This window comes from Hymenobacter negativus (assembly GCF_016056375.1).
In the GTDB taxonomy this organism is placed as follows: domain Bacteria; phylum Bacteroidota; class Bacteroidia; order Cytophagales; family Hymenobacteraceae; genus Hymenobacter; species Hymenobacter negativus_A.
Genome location: NZ_JAEDAE010000005.1, coordinates 104,301 through 122,102, shown reverse-complemented (window position 1 = coordinate 122,102; position 17,802 = coordinate 104,301). Strand labels below are relative to the sequence as shown.

General features: G+C 61.2%; 16 protein-coding genes. 2 read left to right on the top strand and 14 right to left on the bottom strand.

Going from position 1 to position 17,802, the window contains the following annotated elements; translation table 11 throughout:
• The first annotated feature begins 37 nt into the window (after positions 1-37).
• The gene (locus I7X13_RS12755) at positions 38-1,438 is read left to right on the top strand and encodes a lactate utilization protein B (protein ID WP_198075784.1); all 1,401 of its coding nucleotides are present in this window, start codon (positions 38-40) and stop codon (positions 1,436-1,438) included.
• Positions 1,435-2,004 carry a LutC/YkgG family protein gene (locus tag I7X13_RS12750; protein WP_198075783.1) on the top strand — a complete coding sequence of 190 codons (570 nt, stop codon included), beginning with the start codon at positions 1,435-1,437 and terminating at the stop codon, positions 2,002-2,004. Before I7X13_RS12755 ends, I7X13_RS12750 begins: the two co-directional genes overlap by 4 nt.
• Positions 2,005-2,289: 285 nt before the next feature.
• On the opposite strand, the gene rhaM is transcribed toward I7X13_RS12750, so the two are convergent.
• From rhaM to I7X13_RS12680, 14 genes are all read right to left on the bottom strand, one after another.
• Positions 2,290-2,604 carry an L-rhamnose mutarotase gene (rhaM, locus tag I7X13_RS12745; RefSeq protein ID WP_198075782.1) on the bottom strand — a complete coding sequence of 105 codons (315 nt, stop codon included), beginning with the start codon at positions 2,602-2,604 and terminating at the stop codon, positions 2,290-2,292.
• A gap of 8 nt (positions 2,605-2,612) precedes the next feature.
• Positions 2,613-5,465 (bottom strand): glycosyl hydrolase, encoded by a 2,853-nt coding sequence (locus tag I7X13_RS12740; protein WP_198075781.1) that lies wholly within the window; start codon positions 5,463-5,465, stop codon positions 2,613-2,615.
• A 48-nt stretch (positions 5,466-5,513) separates the two neighbouring features.
• A complete protein-coding gene (locus tag I7X13_RS12735) occupies positions 5,514-6,644 on the bottom strand; it encodes a glycoside hydrolase family 88/105 protein (protein WP_198075780.1) in 1,131 nt (376 codons plus the stop codon).
• Between the two features lie 46 nt (positions 6,645-6,690).
• Positions 6,691-7,914, bottom strand: coding sequence for an oligogalacturonate lyase family protein (locus I7X13_RS12730; protein ID WP_198075779.1), 1,224 nt, complete (start codon positions 7,912-7,914; stop codon positions 6,691-6,693).
• A gap of 24 nt (positions 7,915-7,938) precedes the next feature.
• Positions 7,939-8,745 (bottom strand): polysaccharide deacetylase family protein, encoded by an 807-nt coding sequence (locus I7X13_RS12725; RefSeq protein ID WP_317191572.1) that lies wholly within the window; start codon positions 8,743-8,745, stop codon positions 7,939-7,941.
• A 183-nt stretch (positions 8,746-8,928) separates the two neighbouring features.
• Positions 8,929-9,300, bottom strand: a complete 372-nt coding sequence (locus tag I7X13_RS12720) for a DMT family transporter (RefSeq protein ID WP_198066447.1) — start codon at positions 9,298-9,300, stop codon at positions 8,929-8,931.
• Positions 9,297-10,292 (bottom strand): sterol desaturase family protein, encoded by a 996-nt coding sequence (locus I7X13_RS12715; protein WP_198075778.1) that lies wholly within the window; start codon positions 10,290-10,292, stop codon positions 9,297-9,299. Before I7X13_RS12715 ends, I7X13_RS12720 begins: the two co-directional genes overlap by 4 nt.
• A 144-nt stretch (positions 10,293-10,436) precedes the next feature.
• A complete protein-coding gene (locus tag I7X13_RS12710; RefSeq protein WP_198075777.1) occupies positions 10,437-11,327 on the bottom strand; it encodes an N-acetylneuraminate synthase family protein in 891 nt (296 codons plus the stop codon).
• Positions 11,328-11,494: 167 nt separating this feature from the next.
• Positions 11,495-12,301, bottom strand: coding sequence for an SDR family oxidoreductase (locus I7X13_RS12705; RefSeq protein ID WP_198075776.1), 807 nt, complete (start codon positions 12,299-12,301; stop codon positions 11,495-11,497).
• 5 nt (positions 12,302-12,306) lie between these two features.
• Positions 12,307-13,641: an aminotransferase class III-fold pyridoxal phosphate-dependent enzyme gene (locus I7X13_RS12700; RefSeq protein WP_198075775.1), complete on the bottom strand. Its 1,335-nt coding sequence runs from the start codon at positions 13,639-13,641 to the stop codon at positions 12,307-12,309.
• 127 nt (positions 13,642-13,768) lie between these two features.
• Positions 13,769-14,722: a transketolase family protein gene (locus I7X13_RS12695; protein ID WP_198075774.1), complete on the bottom strand. Its 954-nt coding sequence runs from the start codon at positions 14,720-14,722 to the stop codon at positions 13,769-13,771.
• A gap of 77 nt (positions 14,723-14,799) precedes the next feature.
• Entirely contained in the window at positions 14,800-15,657 is an 858-nt protein-coding gene (locus tag I7X13_RS12690; protein ID WP_198075773.1) for a transketolase, read from the bottom strand.
• A gap of 38 nt (positions 15,658-15,695) precedes the next feature.
• Positions 15,696-16,502: a cytidylyltransferase domain-containing protein gene (locus tag I7X13_RS12685; protein ID WP_198075772.1), complete on the bottom strand. Its 807-nt coding sequence runs from the start codon at positions 16,500-16,502 to the stop codon at positions 15,696-15,698.
• Between the two features lie 126 nt (positions 16,503-16,628).
• The gene (locus I7X13_RS12680; RefSeq protein WP_198075771.1) at positions 16,629-17,705 is read right to left on the bottom strand and encodes a hypothetical protein; all 1,077 of its coding nucleotides are present in this window, start codon (positions 17,703-17,705) and stop codon (positions 16,629-16,631) included.
• Positions 17,706-17,802: the final 97 nt, after the last annotated feature.

The window sequence follows — 17,802 nt, the reverse complement described above, 5'->3', positions numbered from 1 at the left end:
ACCACTCCGCCACCCCACCAACCCACGACCCCACCTCATGTCCCACGCCATTCGCGCCGATAAGTTTTTGCTGGATGCTGACCGCACCACCTGGCACGACGAAACCCTGTGGTTTGTACGCGAGAAGCGCGACCGGGCGGCGTACGGCGTGCCCGAGTTTCAGGAGCTGCGCGAACTGGCGTCCGGCATCAAAAACCACACCCTGAGCCGGCTTGACCTGTATTTGCAGGAGTTTGAGGCCGCCGCCCAAGCTAACGGCGTGCACGTGCACTGGGCCGCCGACGCGGCCGAGCATAACGCCATTATCCTGGACATTATTCAGCAGCAGGGCGCTACGCGCATCGTCAAGAGCAAGTCGATGCTGACCGAGGAATGCCATCTGAATCCGTACCTCATAAAGCACGGCATTGAGGTGGTGGATACGGATTTGGGCGAGCGGATTATTCAGTTTCGGGACGAGCCGCCGAGCCATATCGTGCTGCCGGCCATCCATTTGAAGAAGGAGGACGTAGGCGACACTTTCCACACGCACCTGGGCACGGAGAAAGGCGAAAGCGACCCGCAGCGCCTCACCGAGGCTGCTCGTCAGCATTTGCGGGGCAAGTTCATTGCGGGCGAGGTGGCCATTTCGGGCGTCAATTTTGCCATCGCCGAAACGGGGGGCGTAGTGGTATGTACCAACGAAGGCAACGCCGATTTGGGCGTGAACCTGGCGGCCGTGCACATCGCCTGCATGGGCATCGAGAAAATTATTCCGCGCCTGACCGATTTGGGCGTGTTTACTCGGCTGCTGGCCCGGAGCGCTACCGGCCAGCCCGTTACGACTTACACCTCGCACTTCACCAAGCCCGTGGCGGGCAAAGAGATGCACATCGTCATCGTGGATAATGGACGCACGCAGCAGCTGGGCCGGCCCGATTTCCGCGCTTCGCTGAAATGCATTCGCTGCGGGGCCTGCATGAACACCTGTCCGGTGTACCGGCGCAGCGGCGGCCACAGCTACGATTTCACCGTGCCGGGGCCGATTGGCGCCATTCTGTCGCCCAACATCGACATGAAAAAGCACGCCTCGCTGCCGTTCGCCAGCACGCTCTGCGGCTCGTGCACCGACGTGTGCCCGGTGAAAATTGACATTCACACCCAGCTCTACAAGTGGCGGCAGGTGCTGGGCGAGGCCAACGAAATCCCGGCCGCGAAGAAGTGGAGTATGAAATTTATGGGCCGCGTGCTGGCCAGCACCCGCGTGTACGGCCTCGGCGGGCAATTCGCGCGCAAGGCGCTGCGCCTGCTGCCGCACGGCCTCACCCACGCCCCTTCCATGAATGCCTGGGCCGTGGCCCGCGAGCTGCCCGAGGCACCCAGGCAAAGCTTCCGCGAGTGGTATGCCAAGCAGCCGCAACCCGCCACCCAGCTCCCGAACCCCAAAGTCCCCGCATGAGCACCGCATCCCGCGACCGCATTCTGGACGCCGCCAGGGCCAATAAGCCAGCCGAGCTGCCGCTGCCCACCGTGCCGGATTTCGGCGGCGAGGCCACCATTGAACGGTTTACCACGGTGCTGGCCGGCATCGGCGGCACGGTAGTACGCATGAGTGGGCTGGCTGAACTAGTGCCTACGCTTCAACAACTTTTCCCCGAGGCACGGGCCACGGCCTCGCCCTTGTTTGCGGCTTCCGTGCCCATCAATGCGCAAACGCCCACCGGCATTCTGGCCGCTATCGACCTGGCCGTGTTGCCGGGCGAAATCGGCGTGGCTGAGAACGGAGCCGTGTGGTTGCCGGAGGCAAATATGATGAACCGGGCGCTGCCCACCATCACCCAGCACCTGGCGCTGGTGCTCGACCAGCGGCGCATCGTGGCCACTATGCACCAGGCTTACGCGCAGCTCCCGAATACCGGCGGCTACGGCAAATTCGTGGCCGGCCCATCCAAAACGGCCGATATCGAACAGTCGCTGGTGATTGGCGCGCACGGTGCCCGCAGCCTCGTGGTGCTGCTGTATTGAGCCTTTCGCCCTCCGTTTTCAAGCAAAAAAAGAAGCGGCTCCCAATGGGGGCCGCTTCTTCAGCTTTGGGGTCCATTAATACTTAAACTTGCTGCGCCAGCCACGCGGCTATTGGCGCCACAACACTGACGTGACCCGTAGCGGCGAATAGAGGAAAGAGGACTCCCACCCATCGTTTCTCCGGCGGGCTACGGGCCCGTCAGGTTGTTTGCACTCACGCCACAAAGCTGGGAATTAGTAGACTACGAACCTTCCCGCACCCTCCTGCTAGCGAAAAAAAGTATACTAATCAAGGTGAAAAACCCGCGCTAGCGGCTGCACCACGGGCGAATTGTCCGGGTTGGTTTCCATCAAGTCGCCCATGTAGGCCCACCAGCGCTGCATGATTTCGGTAGCCGGCAAACCAGCCGTGGTGTGGCCGGGCACGCGCTTTTGCACCGCAAACAGCCGGCCGCTGGCAGCGTCGAGGTAAATGGAATAATCCCGAATGCCAGCCTCGGTCAACAAGGCCGAAAGCTCGGGCCATATCTCGTCGTGGCGGCGCTGGTATTCGGCGGCCACGCCGGGCCGCAGCTGCATTGTGAAAGCTACTTCTTCCATGGTTGAAATTATTGGGCCGGTGCGCCCGTGAATGCCGGCGTGAGGGTAACGGGGCCGAGTAGGCCGGACTCCAGCGGCTTCCAGTTTTCGGTGGTGAAAAGGCCGTCGGCGCCCCGGTTTTCCTTGAGCTTGGCGGGCATGTTGGTGTTGTAGAAAATCTTCCAGTCGACGTGGTTGCGGTCCAGGTCCTCAATGCGGTTGGCCATCAGGTTGCTCACCGTCACGGTGAGGGTGTTGCTGGCTTTGAGTTGGTATTTAGGTACATATACCTGATACACTGGGCCCAGGAGCGTGGTGGCGGGCTGGCCGTTTACCTGCACGCGGGCGCTCTGGGCCACCCGGCCGAGGTCGAGCAGAAAGCCGTCGGCGGAACCTTGCGGCAACGGAAAAGTGGTGCTGTAGGTGGCGGTGCCGGAGAACTTGCGGCCCGCGTCGCCGGCCAGCGTGGTCCAGGAAGTCAGCTCCTTGGTTTGCAGCTTGGCGGGCAATTCCGGGCCGCCCGAGATAAAATTCAGGTCCCAGGGGCCGGTGAGGGGCTGGGGCGCGGCGGCCACGGTGAGGTAGGGGTAGGCGGGGCCGGTGCGCTCGCCTTCGTTGGTGTCGAGAATGCAGGTTTCGCCAGGGTTGAGTTGCACGTAGATTTCGGGCAGCCCGTTGGCCGTGGCGCGAATACGGGCCATGCCCGTTTGCTCGGTCATGGGGTTGTAGAAGGCAGCGGCTTTGGCGGGCGTTTGCAGGGTTATCCAGCCGGCGAATGGCTTCTCGGCCCAGTTGGCCAGGAAGTAGTAATGCCCCTGGGCATGGCTCCGGCGCGTGAACTGCAGGCCCTGGTCGGCCAGGGTTTCGCGGCGCACACCAGCCTGCGCTAGCAGTTGCGGCACGTCGTTGCCCAGCAGCACGCGGCCCTTGCCGAGGCTGGCCTGCTGCACGCCGGCCTGGGACGCGGCCTTGAATTTGAGCTGGGCCAGCAGCTTCCTAAAGTTGCTGCGACGGTTTTCGAGGTTGCCGAGGCCGGGCACGTCGGCGGGTAGTTGGTTTTGCAGCAGGATGGTGGCGCCGTTCTGGGCCAGCTTCAGCAGGCTTTCCAGCGTGGGCAGCGGCATGAGGTGGGCGTCGGGTACGAGCAGGGTTTGGTAGACAGCGCCGCCGCTGGTGGTGAGGGTGTTGCCGGTGTTTTTTACGGCTTGCACCTGCTTGTCGGAGATGAAATCGTAGCCGTAGCCCTTGCTCAACAGGAGCTCGCTGGTGGCCTCAATAGGCAGGCCTTTGAAGCCGTGCTCGATGCCATCAAAGTGCTGAAGCAGCACCTTGCCGGGCCGGGTGTAAGCGTCGGAAATGGGCAGGTACAGCAGCACGTCGTTGCTGGGCTGGCCGGCTTGCAGAAACGACTGCGCCCGGGCCGTGTACTGGTTCAGCTTGCCAAAATCCGTCCAGAACGGGTTCTGCGGGTTAAACTCCACCGCGGCGTAGAACAGCCACCCGGGCCACTTAGCCGAGGGCGGCGAGTAGGCCGTGCCGTGGTAAAAAACGTGGTTTACCCCGCCCAGCAGCATCCGGTCGATGGCCTTCTTAACGTCGCTGAGTTTGCTCAGGAAATGGTCATTCTCCCAGGTCGCCGTCTCGGCCGAGGTCAGCGGTTTGCCCGTGACGTGCGCGGCCGACGACGCGAATTTGATGCGCGTCAAATCCTCGCCTTCCGTCTCGGGAATGTCCGTCGCGGCGTACAAATCCAGGATATTGGCCGGCGAGCCGTGGGCCTGGTTGCGAATCAGTGCGTCGTGGGTTTTGGCCCAGGCGCCCCAGGATTGGGTGTAGTTTTCGAGCAGCAGCTCCGAAATCGTCTGGCGGTAATCGGTAAGAACGCGCTGGTTTTCGTCCTCCGAGGCCTTGTTGAACAGCGCGGGCAGGTGCTGGCGCAGGTCGTAGCCGCGCCGCTTCTGGAACTCGGCAAACATCTGGGGCGTCCAGTTGGCCTCGCCCTGGGCATCGTCAACTTCGTACGAGTCGTTGAAAAACGCCCGAATCGGCTTCACGTCATGGCCCTTGAAGGCCTGGTCGAAGTAGGCTAGGTAATGGTCGGTGGCGGTTTTGGAGAAGTGGTCAATCACGTCGCCCTCGCCACCGGGGCCGGCGCGCTCCACCTGCTTGCCGTGCCCGCCCTGGAACAGCGCATAGAGCGTCCACAAAGCGCCGGCCGGCGCGGTCCAGGCCAGCTTGCCATCAGCCCCAACTTTACTGGTCAGGTCCAGCGTTTCGCCCTTGTCCGAGTACGCCATCAGCGCCTGCAGCGGCAGCGGTTTCTCGAAGCGCACCTGCTCCAGGGCCAGGGTTTGCATGTTCTTGTTTTTCGCCACCGGGTCGGCCAGCTGCTTGATGTCGACCTTGTGGCCAATGGCCGTGGCAATGGGCTTCTGCATGAAGCTCACCGGCTCGCTCAGGCTCGCGCCGCCTTTCACCTCGTAGGTTTTGTAGGTCACGTACTTCGAGGCGTCGGCCGGGGCCACCCACGGCCCGCCGAAGGGCCAGCCCGACGCCTGCGCCATATCAATGCCCAGCCCCAGCCGCCCGGCCTCGGTGAGCGTGTGCGAGAGCATGTCCATCCACTTCGGCGAGAGAAAGTCGATGAACTGGCTTTCCGCGCCCTTCACGCCGTAAATCGTGGTGATTTCCAGCCCACCGAGGTTGGCTTTCTGGTACTCGGTGAGCACGGTGGTGAGGTCGGCTTTGTTCACGGCGCTGCCTTCCCACCACCAGCGCGTCCAGGGCTTGGTTTGCTGGGTGATGGCCGGCCACTTGGGGGCCTGGGCCTGTGCGGTGAGGCCCAGCGTGGCTAGAAAGAGAGGGGCGAGAAGTCGTTTCATAAAGGGCGTTCTGGCGGGGAGGGGGGCAACAGCAGGACTTTGGGATATTTACTTCAACTTGTACATCTCGCTGCCCGCCAGCAGAAAGCAGCCTAGGCCATAATCCTCAAAATCGGGGCGCGAGGTGTAACTAACTGGCTGGCCGTCTTTGGGCTCCTTGCCGGTGCCCTGCACGTAAGCCAGCGAGCCATTGGGCGTCACGCATTCCGTAGCCATGGCCTGCCAGGCTTTGGCGATGATGGGCTCGTATTTTTGCCGGTCGAGCAGCCCGTGGTTCAGGCCCCAGGCCATGCCGTACACAAACAGCGCGGTGCCCGACAGCTCCTTGCCGCCGAAATGCGTGGGGTCGTGCAGGCTTACATTCCAGTAGCCGTCAGCACGCTGGATGGGCGGCAGGGCCTGCATCATGTTCAGGTACATCTGCTCGTATTCGGCGCGGTGCGGGGCGTCTTTGGGCATGATGTCGAGCACGCGCACCATGGCGGCCACCACCCAGCCGTTGCCGCGGCTCCAGTAGCAGTCCTCGCCGTTGGGCTCTTTGTAGGGAGGCACAAAGTCCTTATCGCGCCACCACAGCTTGTCCTCGGGGTTGTAGAGGCCGTGGCCGCCGTGCTGGGTTTTCGAATAGTTGTAGATGCGGTACATCTTCTCGTAGTAGGCCGTGTCCCTGGTCATGGCGCCCAGTTTGGCATACACGGGCATGGCCATTTGCAGGGCATCAATCCAGTTCCAGTCGTCGATTTTCGGGCTCTGCACCATCAGGTCAATGCTGGCCTTGATGTCGTGCAGACGCTCCGGCTTGGGGTCGATTTGGTAGAGGTCGAGGTACGTCTGGCCGGCGCAGTGGTCGTCGGCGTTGCGGTCAGTAATGCCCTTGCGGATGCCCCACTGGTGCTTGGTGCCCCAGTCCACGGCGTAGTCGTAGTAGCGCTTTTGCTTGTCGGTTTGGTAGAGGGCCATCAGGCCTTCGTAGTAAACGCCGCGCGTCCAGATGTGGCTGGGCCGGGCTATGTTGGTCACGATTTCCTTGCCCGGGTCGGGCCAGGTCCGCATGAAATAGTCGTTGGCGCGCGTCATGCTTTTGAGCACGGCTTTCTTCTTGGGCAGCTTCTGAGCAGCTGCGGGCAGCGCGAGCAGCGCCGCGCAGAGGACGGTGGTAAGGGTGGTTTTGAGGTGCATTGGGTTGAATACTCTTATTGATTGAGCCGGCACGAGGGAAGGGCCTTTATGAAGCGGACTTGGCAATCTCTACCGCGTACACCTGCGGCTGGCCCTCAAAATTGGCACGGAAAATCAGCCATTTCCCGTCCGGCGAAAAATGCACGTTCGGCTCCAGTGCGTAGTCGTGCATCTTTAGGTTGGCCAGTTTTTCGGCCTGAAAATGGTCACCAGCCGGTGTGAACAGGTAAATCCAGTGGCCTTCCGACGACTTGGCGACCGAAGTCGGATAGCCGCCGTCGCCGGCAAAAATCTGCTGGTCGGCCGAGCTGGTGTAGTGCACCGACCACTCGTCGCGGGTCAGCGCGTAGCTTTTCTCCGCGCCGGTTTTCAGGTTGGTGCCGGTCACGGCGAAGGTTTCGCCGCGCGGCTTCTGGTGGTCGAACCAGATGGTTTTGCCGTCCGCCCCGAACCACTCGTGGCCGGCAATTTCACGGTCCAGCGTGCGCTTGTGAATCAGCTTCACAGCCTGGGTTTTGGTGTCGATGGTCCAGATGCGGTCCACCTTTTCCCACGGCCCTTCGTGGCAGAACATCAGGCAATTGGGGTCGGTGGGCGAAAACTGCACGTGGTTCAGCCAGGCCTTGTCGGTGAAGAGCTTGGTGAGCTGGCCCTTTCCCTCGGTGCTCACCATGAAGAGGGTGCGCGGCAGCCTGGCGTCATAAATGCGGTTGAAAAAGTCCTTTTTGGCCGGGTACTGGCGGTATATTTCCTTTTCTGCATCGCTGCCCCAGGCCCCGCCCAGCTGGGTTTCATCGGCATTCAACGTCGTGATGTCCGCCTTAAAATCAGCCGGGAAAACGAACACACGGCGCGTCTTCTTGCTGTCGATGTGCGTGGCATACACCGTGTCGCCCACCTGATAAAACACTTCGCGGCGCTTGCGGGCCACTATTTCGCCGTGCACTTTGCTGAAGGCCCGCGTAAGCGGCTCGGTCTGGTGGGTTTTCAGGTTGAGGGCGTAGAGCGCCTTGCCGGCGGGAGAAGTGTGGTAGTACACCATTTTGTCGCCCTCGGTGCCCAGGCTTTTCACAAATGGGTTGTTGTGAAAGTAAAAGCTCTCGTTTGCGCCATCGAGGGGCGTGAGGCGCACCAGCTTGTGGCCGGTGTCGGCGTCAATCCACTCGGCAGCCGGCATGGGTTTCTGGCCTCCGGTAGCCATTCGGGTCTGAGCGTGGATGCCGAAACTCAGCAGCAGGCCACTCAAGGTGAGTAAGTAGTTGGTTTTCATGGGTGGGATTGTAAGAAGAGTGCCTTATTTCAGGTTTTCGTAGCGGGGTGGGAGGGTGCGCAGAGCTTCGGGCACGTTCACGTAGCGGGCCAGGTCGCGCAGGGCGATGACGCGGTAGTGACGGTCGTGCAGGTACTGCAGGTATTGCTCAAACAGTGCGGGCGGGGTCGTCACCCAGTCATGGGCCACGTCGGGCACGCCGTGCACGGTCAGGATTACCACGCGGCCTTTCTGCGCCTGCCGAATGGCATTGAACACCTTCGCCGTATCGGTGCCCGAAATGCTGAAGCTGGGCAGCAGCATGGGGTTATCCTGCGCGGGATTGTAGGCCCGGCCGCCGCCGGCGCGGGCAAACTGGTAGCCGCGCTCGGGCAGTAGCGCCGTGGCCGTAGGCGCGGTATCGTAGCCGGGATAGGCGAAGGTGACGGGCCTGGGAATGTGCCAGGTGCGGCAACGGGCCTCAATGGAATCCAGCTCGGCTCCCAGCTGCACCCGGTTCATCTTGTTCACGTGCTGGTGGGTGAGCGTGTGGCTGGCCACCTCAAACCCCCGCCGGTGCAGGCCCTGAATCTGCGCCCAGCTCATGTACTTGGACTTGTCCGAAAACGGCGGCTCCCGGAATTCGCACACGAAAAACGTGCCGTCGAACCCGTATTTCTTCAGCAGTGGGGCAACGAAAGTGGCGTGGCTCACGGCCGCATCGTCGAAGGTGAGCACGACCAGCTTATCCGGCACCGGCCGCCGCAGCACCTGGGCCGGCACATCATGCCCCAGGCCTAACTCCAACAGAGTCAGCAGCCAAGCCAGATGAAAGCGAGCAGGAAGCGCCACGGGTACCGGGTGGGAGTACGTGAAAGATGCCGCAAGAACTTCGCGTCACAGCGGCCAACCTTCCTGTACTCTTCGGTGGGGCGCTGTTGGAGGTGCTGGCTGGGCCGCCGGGAAGTTTGAACGCATAAAAAAGCGGCCCTTTCTATTCAGAAAGAGCCGCTTGCGAATGGCAAAAAATACGGGCTACTCGATGCGCCGCAGCCCCAGCACACCAATGATTATCAGGCTGGTATAAAACACACTCTGCCAGGAAAACGGCTGCTTGAGATACAGCACATCCACAAGCTTGATGCCCACCACGGCCAGCGCCATCCAAGCCGAGTAGGCGGTGGCGGTGGGAATGGCCCGCATGGCCTGCGACAGAAACAGCACGTTGGCCAGCCCAAAGGCTACGTAGGCCAGCAGTGGCAGCACCGGTAGCAGGAGAGCCGGCTGCGTGAAGCTGTGCAACCAGGCTACTTCCTTGATGCGCTGCATGTTGAGCGCCTTAAGACTATACGTCCAGCAAACCTCCATGAACGAGGCCAGAAACAGCGAAAACCAGGGATTAATCAACGGGACGAAGCAGCAGTGGAGGAATGGGTGGAAGCGGCCGGAGCCGGAGGTGCGCCAAAATTACCGCCCGGGCGCTGCGCCGGAATGGTTTCGGTGTAGGGCTCGGGCACGGGCCAGCCGTGCAGGGGTTTCAGGGCCGGCACGCGGTCCGTCAGCTTGGTGAGCAGGCGCACCCGGATGCCGTGGTAGGCGCGAAATAGCGGCGAACGTTTGGCCAGTTCTTCTTCATCGAAACGGGCCACCGAAAAGACGTGCTGGCTGAAGTAGTCCTTTGGGAAAACGTAAGGCAAACCCCATTTCTGCGGTTTGCGGCCGTTGGGCAGGTAGGCAGTGCCAAAAATCCAGTCCCAGAAAGCGAATTTGGTCGAGAAATTGGCGTAGAATACCTCCTCGTGGTCGGCATGATGCCAGAGATGCATCTCAGGGCCGTTGATAAAGTATTGCAGGCGGCCCGAGCGCACGTCTACATTGCAGTGAATCCAGATGCCCCACACGGCATCAATACAGGCCTTGATGGGCACCACCATCGGGTCGGCCCCAAGCAGAATGATGGGCGCAAACTCAATGGTTTGGTTGATGATGATTTCCAGTGCGTGGGAGCGGGAGCCGGCCAGCCAGTCCACCTGCTTGCCCGAATGGTGCGCCTCGTGGGTGCGCCAAAACAGCGGGCTGCTGTGCTGAAACCGGTGAAACCAGTAGATATAAAAATCGTGCGTAATCACGAAAAACAACACCTGCGCCCAAATGGGCCAGCCCGTCACAAAATGCAGCTTCGAGAATCCAAAATGCTGGTCGAGCGGCTGAATGATGTAATCGAAAATAATGATTTTCAGCGCGTAGCTCTGCACGAAGGTGTAGAGCACAAGGTCGGTCCAGAAACCCTCGCGGAAAAACGGCAGCCCCTTGCGGTAGGGGATAATGCGTTCCAGCGTGATGACCACAGCCACCCAAATCAGCAAAATGGCCGTGGTGATGAGTTCGACGTGATGCATGGGGTAGCGTAGATTAAGAAAACGTCTGTCATCCTGAGCGCAGCGAAGGACCTTGTCATGCTTGTGCCGCTTGAATAACGACAACTTTTAGACGTGATAAGGTCCTTCGCTGCGCTCAGGATGACAGACGCAAAACCGAACTGTCTATTCGTTGTTCGGCGTCAGCTCGCGGCGCAGGCGGGCGCGGGGCTCCAGCTCGGAGTCGTACACGCGCTTCACGCCATCGCCGAGGCCTTCCTCAACGTCGCGGATGTCGCGCACGAGCTTGGCCATGCCGCCGGGCTCCACGCTGGCGGCATGGTCGGAACCCCACATGGCGCGGTCGAGGGTGAAGTGGCGCTCCACGAAAGAGGCCCCCAAGGTCACGGCGGCTACGGTGGTGGCCAGGCCGGTTTCGTGGCCCGAGTAGCCGATGGGCGTGTTCGGGAACATGCTCTGCAGCACGGGCACCATGCGCAGGTTCAGCTCGGCAGGCGGGCAGGGGTAGGAGGAGGTGGAGTGCGCAATCATCAGCTTATCAAGGCCCACCCATTTCACGGCCTGGTGGATTTCATCCAGTGTGCTCATACCGGTGCTCAGCATCAGCGGGCGGCCGGTGGCGCGCACGCGGTCGAGCAGGGGCTTGTCGGTGAGCGAGGCCGAGGCCATCTTGTACAGCACGGGCTCAAACTGCTCCATAAAATCCACCGACGGCTCGTCCCAGCACGAAGCAAACCAGTCGATGCCCAGGGCGCGGCAGTAGTCGTCGATGGCTGTGTATTCGGCCTGGCCGAACTCGGTGCGGCGCTTGTAGTCGATGTAGCTCATGCGGCCCCAAGGGGTGTCACGCTGCTTTTCCCACTGGTCTTTGGGCACGCACAGCTCGGGCGTGCGCTTCTGAAATTTCACGGCGTCGCAGCCGGCCTTGGCGGCTTCCGAAATAAGCTGCTTGGCCAGGTCGAGTGAGCCGTTGTGGTTGATGCCGATTTCGGCGATGATATAGGCCGGTTGGCCCGCGCCAATAAACCGGTTTTTGCGAATTTCAACAGCTTGCATGAGGCGAAGGGTTAGGGTGTGGCACATGCTTTAGCTTGTGCCGGTGAGATGGGTAGAGACGCATACTTGCGCCTCGTCGTTAAACATCTGCCGGATGCGTTCTTGAAGGGTTTTGTTCAACGACGAGACGCAAATATGCGTCTCTGCATCCGGTAAATTATCTGGGTTTAAATAGCCGTCCAGCCGCCGTCTACTACCAGGTTGGCCCCGGTCATGTATGCCGACGCATCCGAAGCCAGGAACACGACTGCACCCTGGTAATCGGTCGGCGTGGCCATGCGGCCGAGTGGCGTTTTGGCGCTGTATTGCTTGACGAAAAAGGCGTCCTGGCTGTTTTCGACGCCACCTGGCGAGAGCGTGTTTACGCGCACGCCGGCCTGGCCCCAATAGGCCGCCAGGTAGCGGGTGAAGTTTACTACCGCACCCTTGGTCATGGGGTAGGAGGGTGATTTGTAGAAGGTTTGCTCGCCGGATTCGTTGCGGTAGATGCTTTGGTCGGGCCCCACGATGCCGTAGGTGCTGGCCACGTTGATGATGGAGCCGTGGCCCTGCTGCGCCATGGGCGTGCCAAACACCTGCGCCGCCAGAAATACACCCGTCACGTTCACCTCCAGCACTTTCTGGAAAGTAGTCAGTGGGAAGTTCTCGAATTTGCTGAGGTCAGCGGCCAGCGCGGGGTTTTCAAACATGTCGTTGATGGCGGCATTGTTCACCAGCACGTCGATGTGGCCGAAGCGGGCCAGAATCTGGTCGCGCGCGGCCGCCAGCGAGTCGGGGCTGGTCACATCAACGGCCAACGACAGATGCGGCCCGCCACCCAACCCAAAAGCCACGGCGGCAGCGGCTTCGGCGTTCAGGTCGGCCACGACTACGTTGGCTCCGGCTTCGGCCAGGGCCGCGCAGTGCTTCTGGCCGATAAGTCCGCAGGCCCCGGTGACAATGGCTGTTTTACCCGTTAAATCAAAGAGGTTCATCGGGCTTACTTGGCTTTAACCGGCGCGGCGTTGGTCACTTTGCGGAACACGGCTTCCACCGGTTCGCCCAGTAGGCGGGAGGCCACGTCGCCGGCCTCAATGGCTTCCTTCAGCAGCGGCAGCACCTCGCGGTAGGCGGCCAGGGTGTGGGCCACGTCGGCATCGGTGTGCGAGAAGCACATGTTGTGGAAGCCACCCCACATGATGCCGCGCTTGAATAATTCCTGCTGCACGAAAGCCTTTATTTCCATGCCGTTGCCGGCCGAAGGGTCGAAGGTGACGATGGTGCGGCAGTCGTAGCCGTAGCACTTGGTGTATTGGCTGATGCCCAGCTCAGCGGCGATGTCGTTGTAGCCGTCCTTCAGCTTTTTGCCCTGCTCGGCGAGGCGGGCGGGCACGTTTTTCTCGCGCATCTCCGAGATGGTAGCCACAGCGGCGGCCAGGCTCAGCGCTTCGCCCCCGAAGGTGGTGAAGAAGAACACATCCTGCTCAAACAGCTGCATCACATCGCGCCGGCCGGTGAGCAGGGCGATGGGCATTCCGTTGGCAAACGCCTTGGAGTACACCGCCAAATCGGGCGTGATGCCGAAGTACTCCTGCGCCCCGCCCACGGCCACGCGGAAGCCCGTCCACATCTCATCGAAAATCAGCAGCGTGCCGTTTTCCTTGCACAGGCGGGCCACTTCGTGCAGGAAGTCGTCTTTGGGTGCGTCGAAAATGAAAGGCTCCAGAATCACGCAGGCCACATTCTCATCGAGCAGCGCTTTGAGCGAATCAATGTTGTTGTACTCGAACGCGGCCACCAAGTCCTTGCTTTCCTGCGGAATGCCTTTATCGCGGCTGGTGGTGCCGATGTACCAGTCGTGCCAGCCGTGGTAGCCGCAGCACAGCACGTTGTCGCGGCCCGTGAAAGCCCGCGACACCCGCACCGCCGCCGAGCACACATCCGCGCCGGTTTTGCTGATGCGGATGCTTGCGGCGTTGGGGATAATCTCGTGAATCAGCTCCGAAAGCTCCACTTCCAGCTCGTGCATCATCGAGAAGGTAATGCCGTCTTCGAGTTGAGCTCGAATAGCATCGTCAACCTTTGGATAAGCGTAGCCCAGCGAAATGGGGCCGATGCCCATCTGAAAATCAATGTATTCGTTGCCGTCCACGTCCCAGATATGGGAGCCTTTGGCGCGCTTCACGTACTTGGGGCTCACGCCTTTGGTATACTGACCGGGGCCTTTGGCCAGGGTCTGCGTCACCGGCGTCATGATTTTCTGGGCGCGGGCGTAGAGCTCGTCCGACTTCGCGATGTCGGGGTAATTCTCGTTGAAGGAAACGGTGTTGGGCATGGTTGGGAAAGCTGTAGAGACGCAATATTTTGCGTCTCGTCGTTGCTGATGTTGTTATGACTGCGCAGGGTCGTGTGGTTCGGCGTGGTTCCGGCCGTTCAACGACGAGACGCAAAATATTGCGTCTCTACTCCGCAAACTCGTTTTCGAGCACGGCCGGACCTTCGGCAATGGCCGCGCCCGACTCGCCCAGATACTCCGTGATGCGGCGCGCGATGTGATGGCCGGTGAAGCCCTCATACTCCAGCACGGCGCTCAGGCGCCCGGGGCGGTACCACCGCTCTTCCAGCGCCAGCGGCAGCACGCGGGCCGTGAGCTGGTTACGCAGCAGCACCTCAGCCAGAATGGAATACAGGCCGCCGGTGATGAAATGGTCCTCCACCGTCACGATGAGGGAGCCGCGTCGCACTACGTCGAGCAGGGCGGCTTCATCTATCGGCTTGAGGCTGCGTAGGTTGATGAGGCCCACCGACTTGCCCTGGGCCTGCAGCAGCTCGCGGGCTACCAGGGTCTGCTCGAACAGCATGCCGTAGGTGAGAATGGTGATGTCGGTACCTTCAGCCACGATTTCGGCTTTGCCCAGCTCGAACAGAGTATGCTCGTAAGTGGCGGGGCGGGTGTTGATGCGCACGTAGGCCGGCGCGGGCGAGGCCCAGATGGCGGGCAGCATGGCCAGCATGTCCTGCTCGTCGGCGGGCGCGAAAACCGTCATGCCGGGGATGCCGCGCATCAAACTCACGTCCTCAATGGCCTGGTGGGTGGGGCCGTTACCGTCGGAGAGGAATCCGGGCACGAAGCCGCTCAGCTTCACCGGCAGCTTGCCAATGCCTACGTCGGTGCGAATAAATTCGAACGCCCGCAGCGTGAGGAAGGTGGCCAGCGCGTGCACCACCGGCACCCGGCCGCGCAGGGCCAGCCCGGCCGCCGCCCCAATGAGGGTTTGCTCCGTGATGCCGGTGTCGATGAAGCGCGGGCCGAGCACGGCCGGCAGGTTGCGGATGAGGGCGCGGTTTTCGGCCGTCATCACCACCAAGCGCTCATCGGCGAGGGCGGTTTCCTTGATAAGTTCTTCGTAGTTCATACTAGTAGCGTGGACTCTGCGAGTCCGCGAATGAATGGGATGAAGGCGCGGACTCGCAGAGTCCACGCTACGTTTTGTTACCGTACTGTCAGCGTTTCGCTGGTGAGCGTGGTGGCCACCTGGCTGTGTAATTCGCGCAGCAACTCCGCCACTTCATCCGCCGAGAAATTGCAGAACCAGCGGTCGGCGCGGGCTTCGATGCTGGGCAGGCCGCGCCCGCGCACCGTGTCGCAGATGATGACGGAGGGCTTTGTTTCGGAGAAGGGGAGGGCCGAGAACGTGTCTGCCAGCTGCTCGAAATTGTGGCCGTCGATGCGGCGCACTTCGCAGCCGAAGGCTTCGAATTTGGGCGCCAGCGGCTCCAGCGGAATCAGGTCTTCGGTGGCTACGTTGGCCTGGAAATGGTTGCGGTCGACGACCAGCGTCAGGTTGTTGATTTTATGGGCGCTGGCTACCAGCAGGCTTTCCCACACGGTGCCCTCGTTCAGCTCACCGTCGCCGGTGATGACGATGACCTTGTTGTCCTGGCCGCGCATCCGGCAATCCATGGCCACGCCCAGGGCCACGCTGGGCAGGTGCCCGAGCGAACCCGAATGGAACTCCACGCCCGGCACGTTGCGGTTGGGGTGCCAGTAAATGTGGTCGTCGGTGCTCAGGTGCTGGTCGAGGCGGGCTTTGTCGATGAAGCCGAGCTCCACGAAAGTGCCGTAGAGGGCGGGCACGTCGTGGCCCTTGCTCAAGAACAGGTAGTCGCGGGTGGGGTCCTGGAGGTTGTCGGGCCGCACGTTCAGGAAATCGGAATAGAGGTACACCAGCAAATCGGCGCAGCTCAGGGAGGCGCCGGTAAAGCAGCCGCCATCGGTGCTCAGGCGCACGATATGCTCGCGCACACTCAGGGCCATTTTCTCTAGTTTCTGTTGGTTCTCAAGAGTCATTGGGGGCTTGGAGAATGTGGCACAAGCTAAAGCCTGTGCTACAGGATTTTAGTTTGCGACGAATCCACGGTTTGGAGTTCGTCGAGGTGGTTGCGGTACCAGTTCACGCCGGCGTAGCGGGCGTTGATTTGGGCGATATCGGGCCGCTTTTCGAGCAGGGCAAGAATTTCCGGCAGGCCAAATGTCGGGTTTGTGGGGAACAGCGCGTCGTAAACGGCCTTTATGAAATTGTAGTCTTCGGGGTAGTCAATGGTCCAGCGGTGGCTCATCGAAAAGTCTTGGCCGGCATCCCATTCCACGTTGCCGATGCGGAACCGGCCAGGGTTTTCCCAGAAAAACGGCGTGGTGTGCTCGCGTTCCAGTGGCCGCCGGGCTTCGCGCCAGGCCGTTTCCAGGGCATCGATGGGCATTACTTCCACGTCGTTGCCGTCGGGGAAGGTGGCAGGGTGCAGGTTGCTCACGAAGTCGTAGCGGTCGGCAAAATGCAGATAGTAGCCCACTACTTCATCAATCACGGCGGGGTCGATGAGCGGGCAGTCGGAGGGGATTTTCAGCACCACGTCGGCCCCGTAGTGGCGGGCGGCCTGGTAGTGGCGGTCGAGCAAGTCCAGCGCATCGCCCCGAAAGCATGCCAGTCCGTGGGCCGCGCACAGTTCCGCAATGGCATCATCGGCGGGGTCGGTGGTGGTGGCCACCACCACGGTGCCGGACAGGTGGGCGCGCTGCACCCGCTGCACCATGCGCACCAGCAGGGGCTGGCCAGCCAGCGGCAGTAGCACCTTGCCCGGCAGGCGCGAGGAGCCCATGCGGGCCTGCACAACGGTCAGAATCTTCGGAACGGGCATATAAGGAAGAGAGTCGCTACCGCGTAGTCGGACGTGAAACGGAAATACGCTAAAATTCGCCGGGCAAAACGCGGGCTAATTGGTAAGCCATTGGCAAATACATTCTTAAAATAGTGCCGCCAATGGCTAGTTCTCCACCGAAGAGGCCTCGGCTGCCGCTACGTTTGCAAAATCCTCCGCATCGAACTGCCGCAAAAACGCCGGCCCGCTGCCCGCAAAGTGGCTAAAGCCCCGGCAAATGGCCGCAATGCGCCGGGCCGAAGTGCCGCCGTTCTGCCAGGGCAGCTTGCGCTTGAGGTCGTCCACATCGAAGTAGGAATGCACAGGCTTGCCCAGCGCCAGTCCCACGTACACCACCGTCGAATATTGGGTGATGAGCTCCACGCAGTTGGCAATCATGTGGTCGGTGTTGCCTTCGGTGAAAATGAGGGTGCCGGGCGGGGCGTGCTGCTTGATTTCGTCCACGGCGCGGGGCAATTCCTCGTTGGGGTGCAGCTTGAAAGCCAGCGGGCGGCCATTGGCAATGCGGGCGCACTCGCGGATAAACTTGGGGCGGTTTTCGGGCGTGAAGGTTTCGCGCAGGTCGGAGGTGGCCACCAGCACGTAGCCGTGGTGCGGAAAGTCGTTGTGGCGCACCTGCTCGGTGTTATCGAAATTGGGAATGCCCGTAACCACAAGCTTATCGGCATCAACGCCCACGCGCTCGAAGTGCCGGGCATAGCCCTCCGAGGCCACGCAGTAGATGTCGCAGCAGTTATTCATGCCGTTGAGGGCCGTGCCAATGGCCAGGATGGGGTAGCGCGTGAAGCGTTTCACCAGCCGCGCCCACAGGTTGAGCGGGTCGGTCATGCCCTCCTGCACGAATATGGTTTTCGTCTTTTTAATCAACGGCCAGGGCACAATCACGTCCGAGCAGCACACGATGAGGTCGTAAGTGTTGTCGAAAACGCGGGCCTCAAAATCGTTCTGCAACCCGTGCTCTGCCAGATACTTATCGGCCTTGGCCTTGATTTTTCCGGTGACGATGGTTTTGTCCAGGCCCCCGGTCCAGAGCAGGAACTTGTAGAATTGGCGCTGCCAGCCATCGTAGTAAAGCTGGCTAAAGTAGGGGTCGAACTCGTCTTCCAGCAGCTGCGCAATCTGGTGCATCTGCGTGGTCTGGTTGGGCGAGCCGATGAGAAACAGAGCCTTTTTTCGGGACATGCAGGAAGAAAAGTTGAAGCAACCAAGCCGCCGGCGGGCTGCCCCACGGCAGGGCCGGCACGCCGCCAAGGTACAGTAGGAGGGGCGAAATAACACC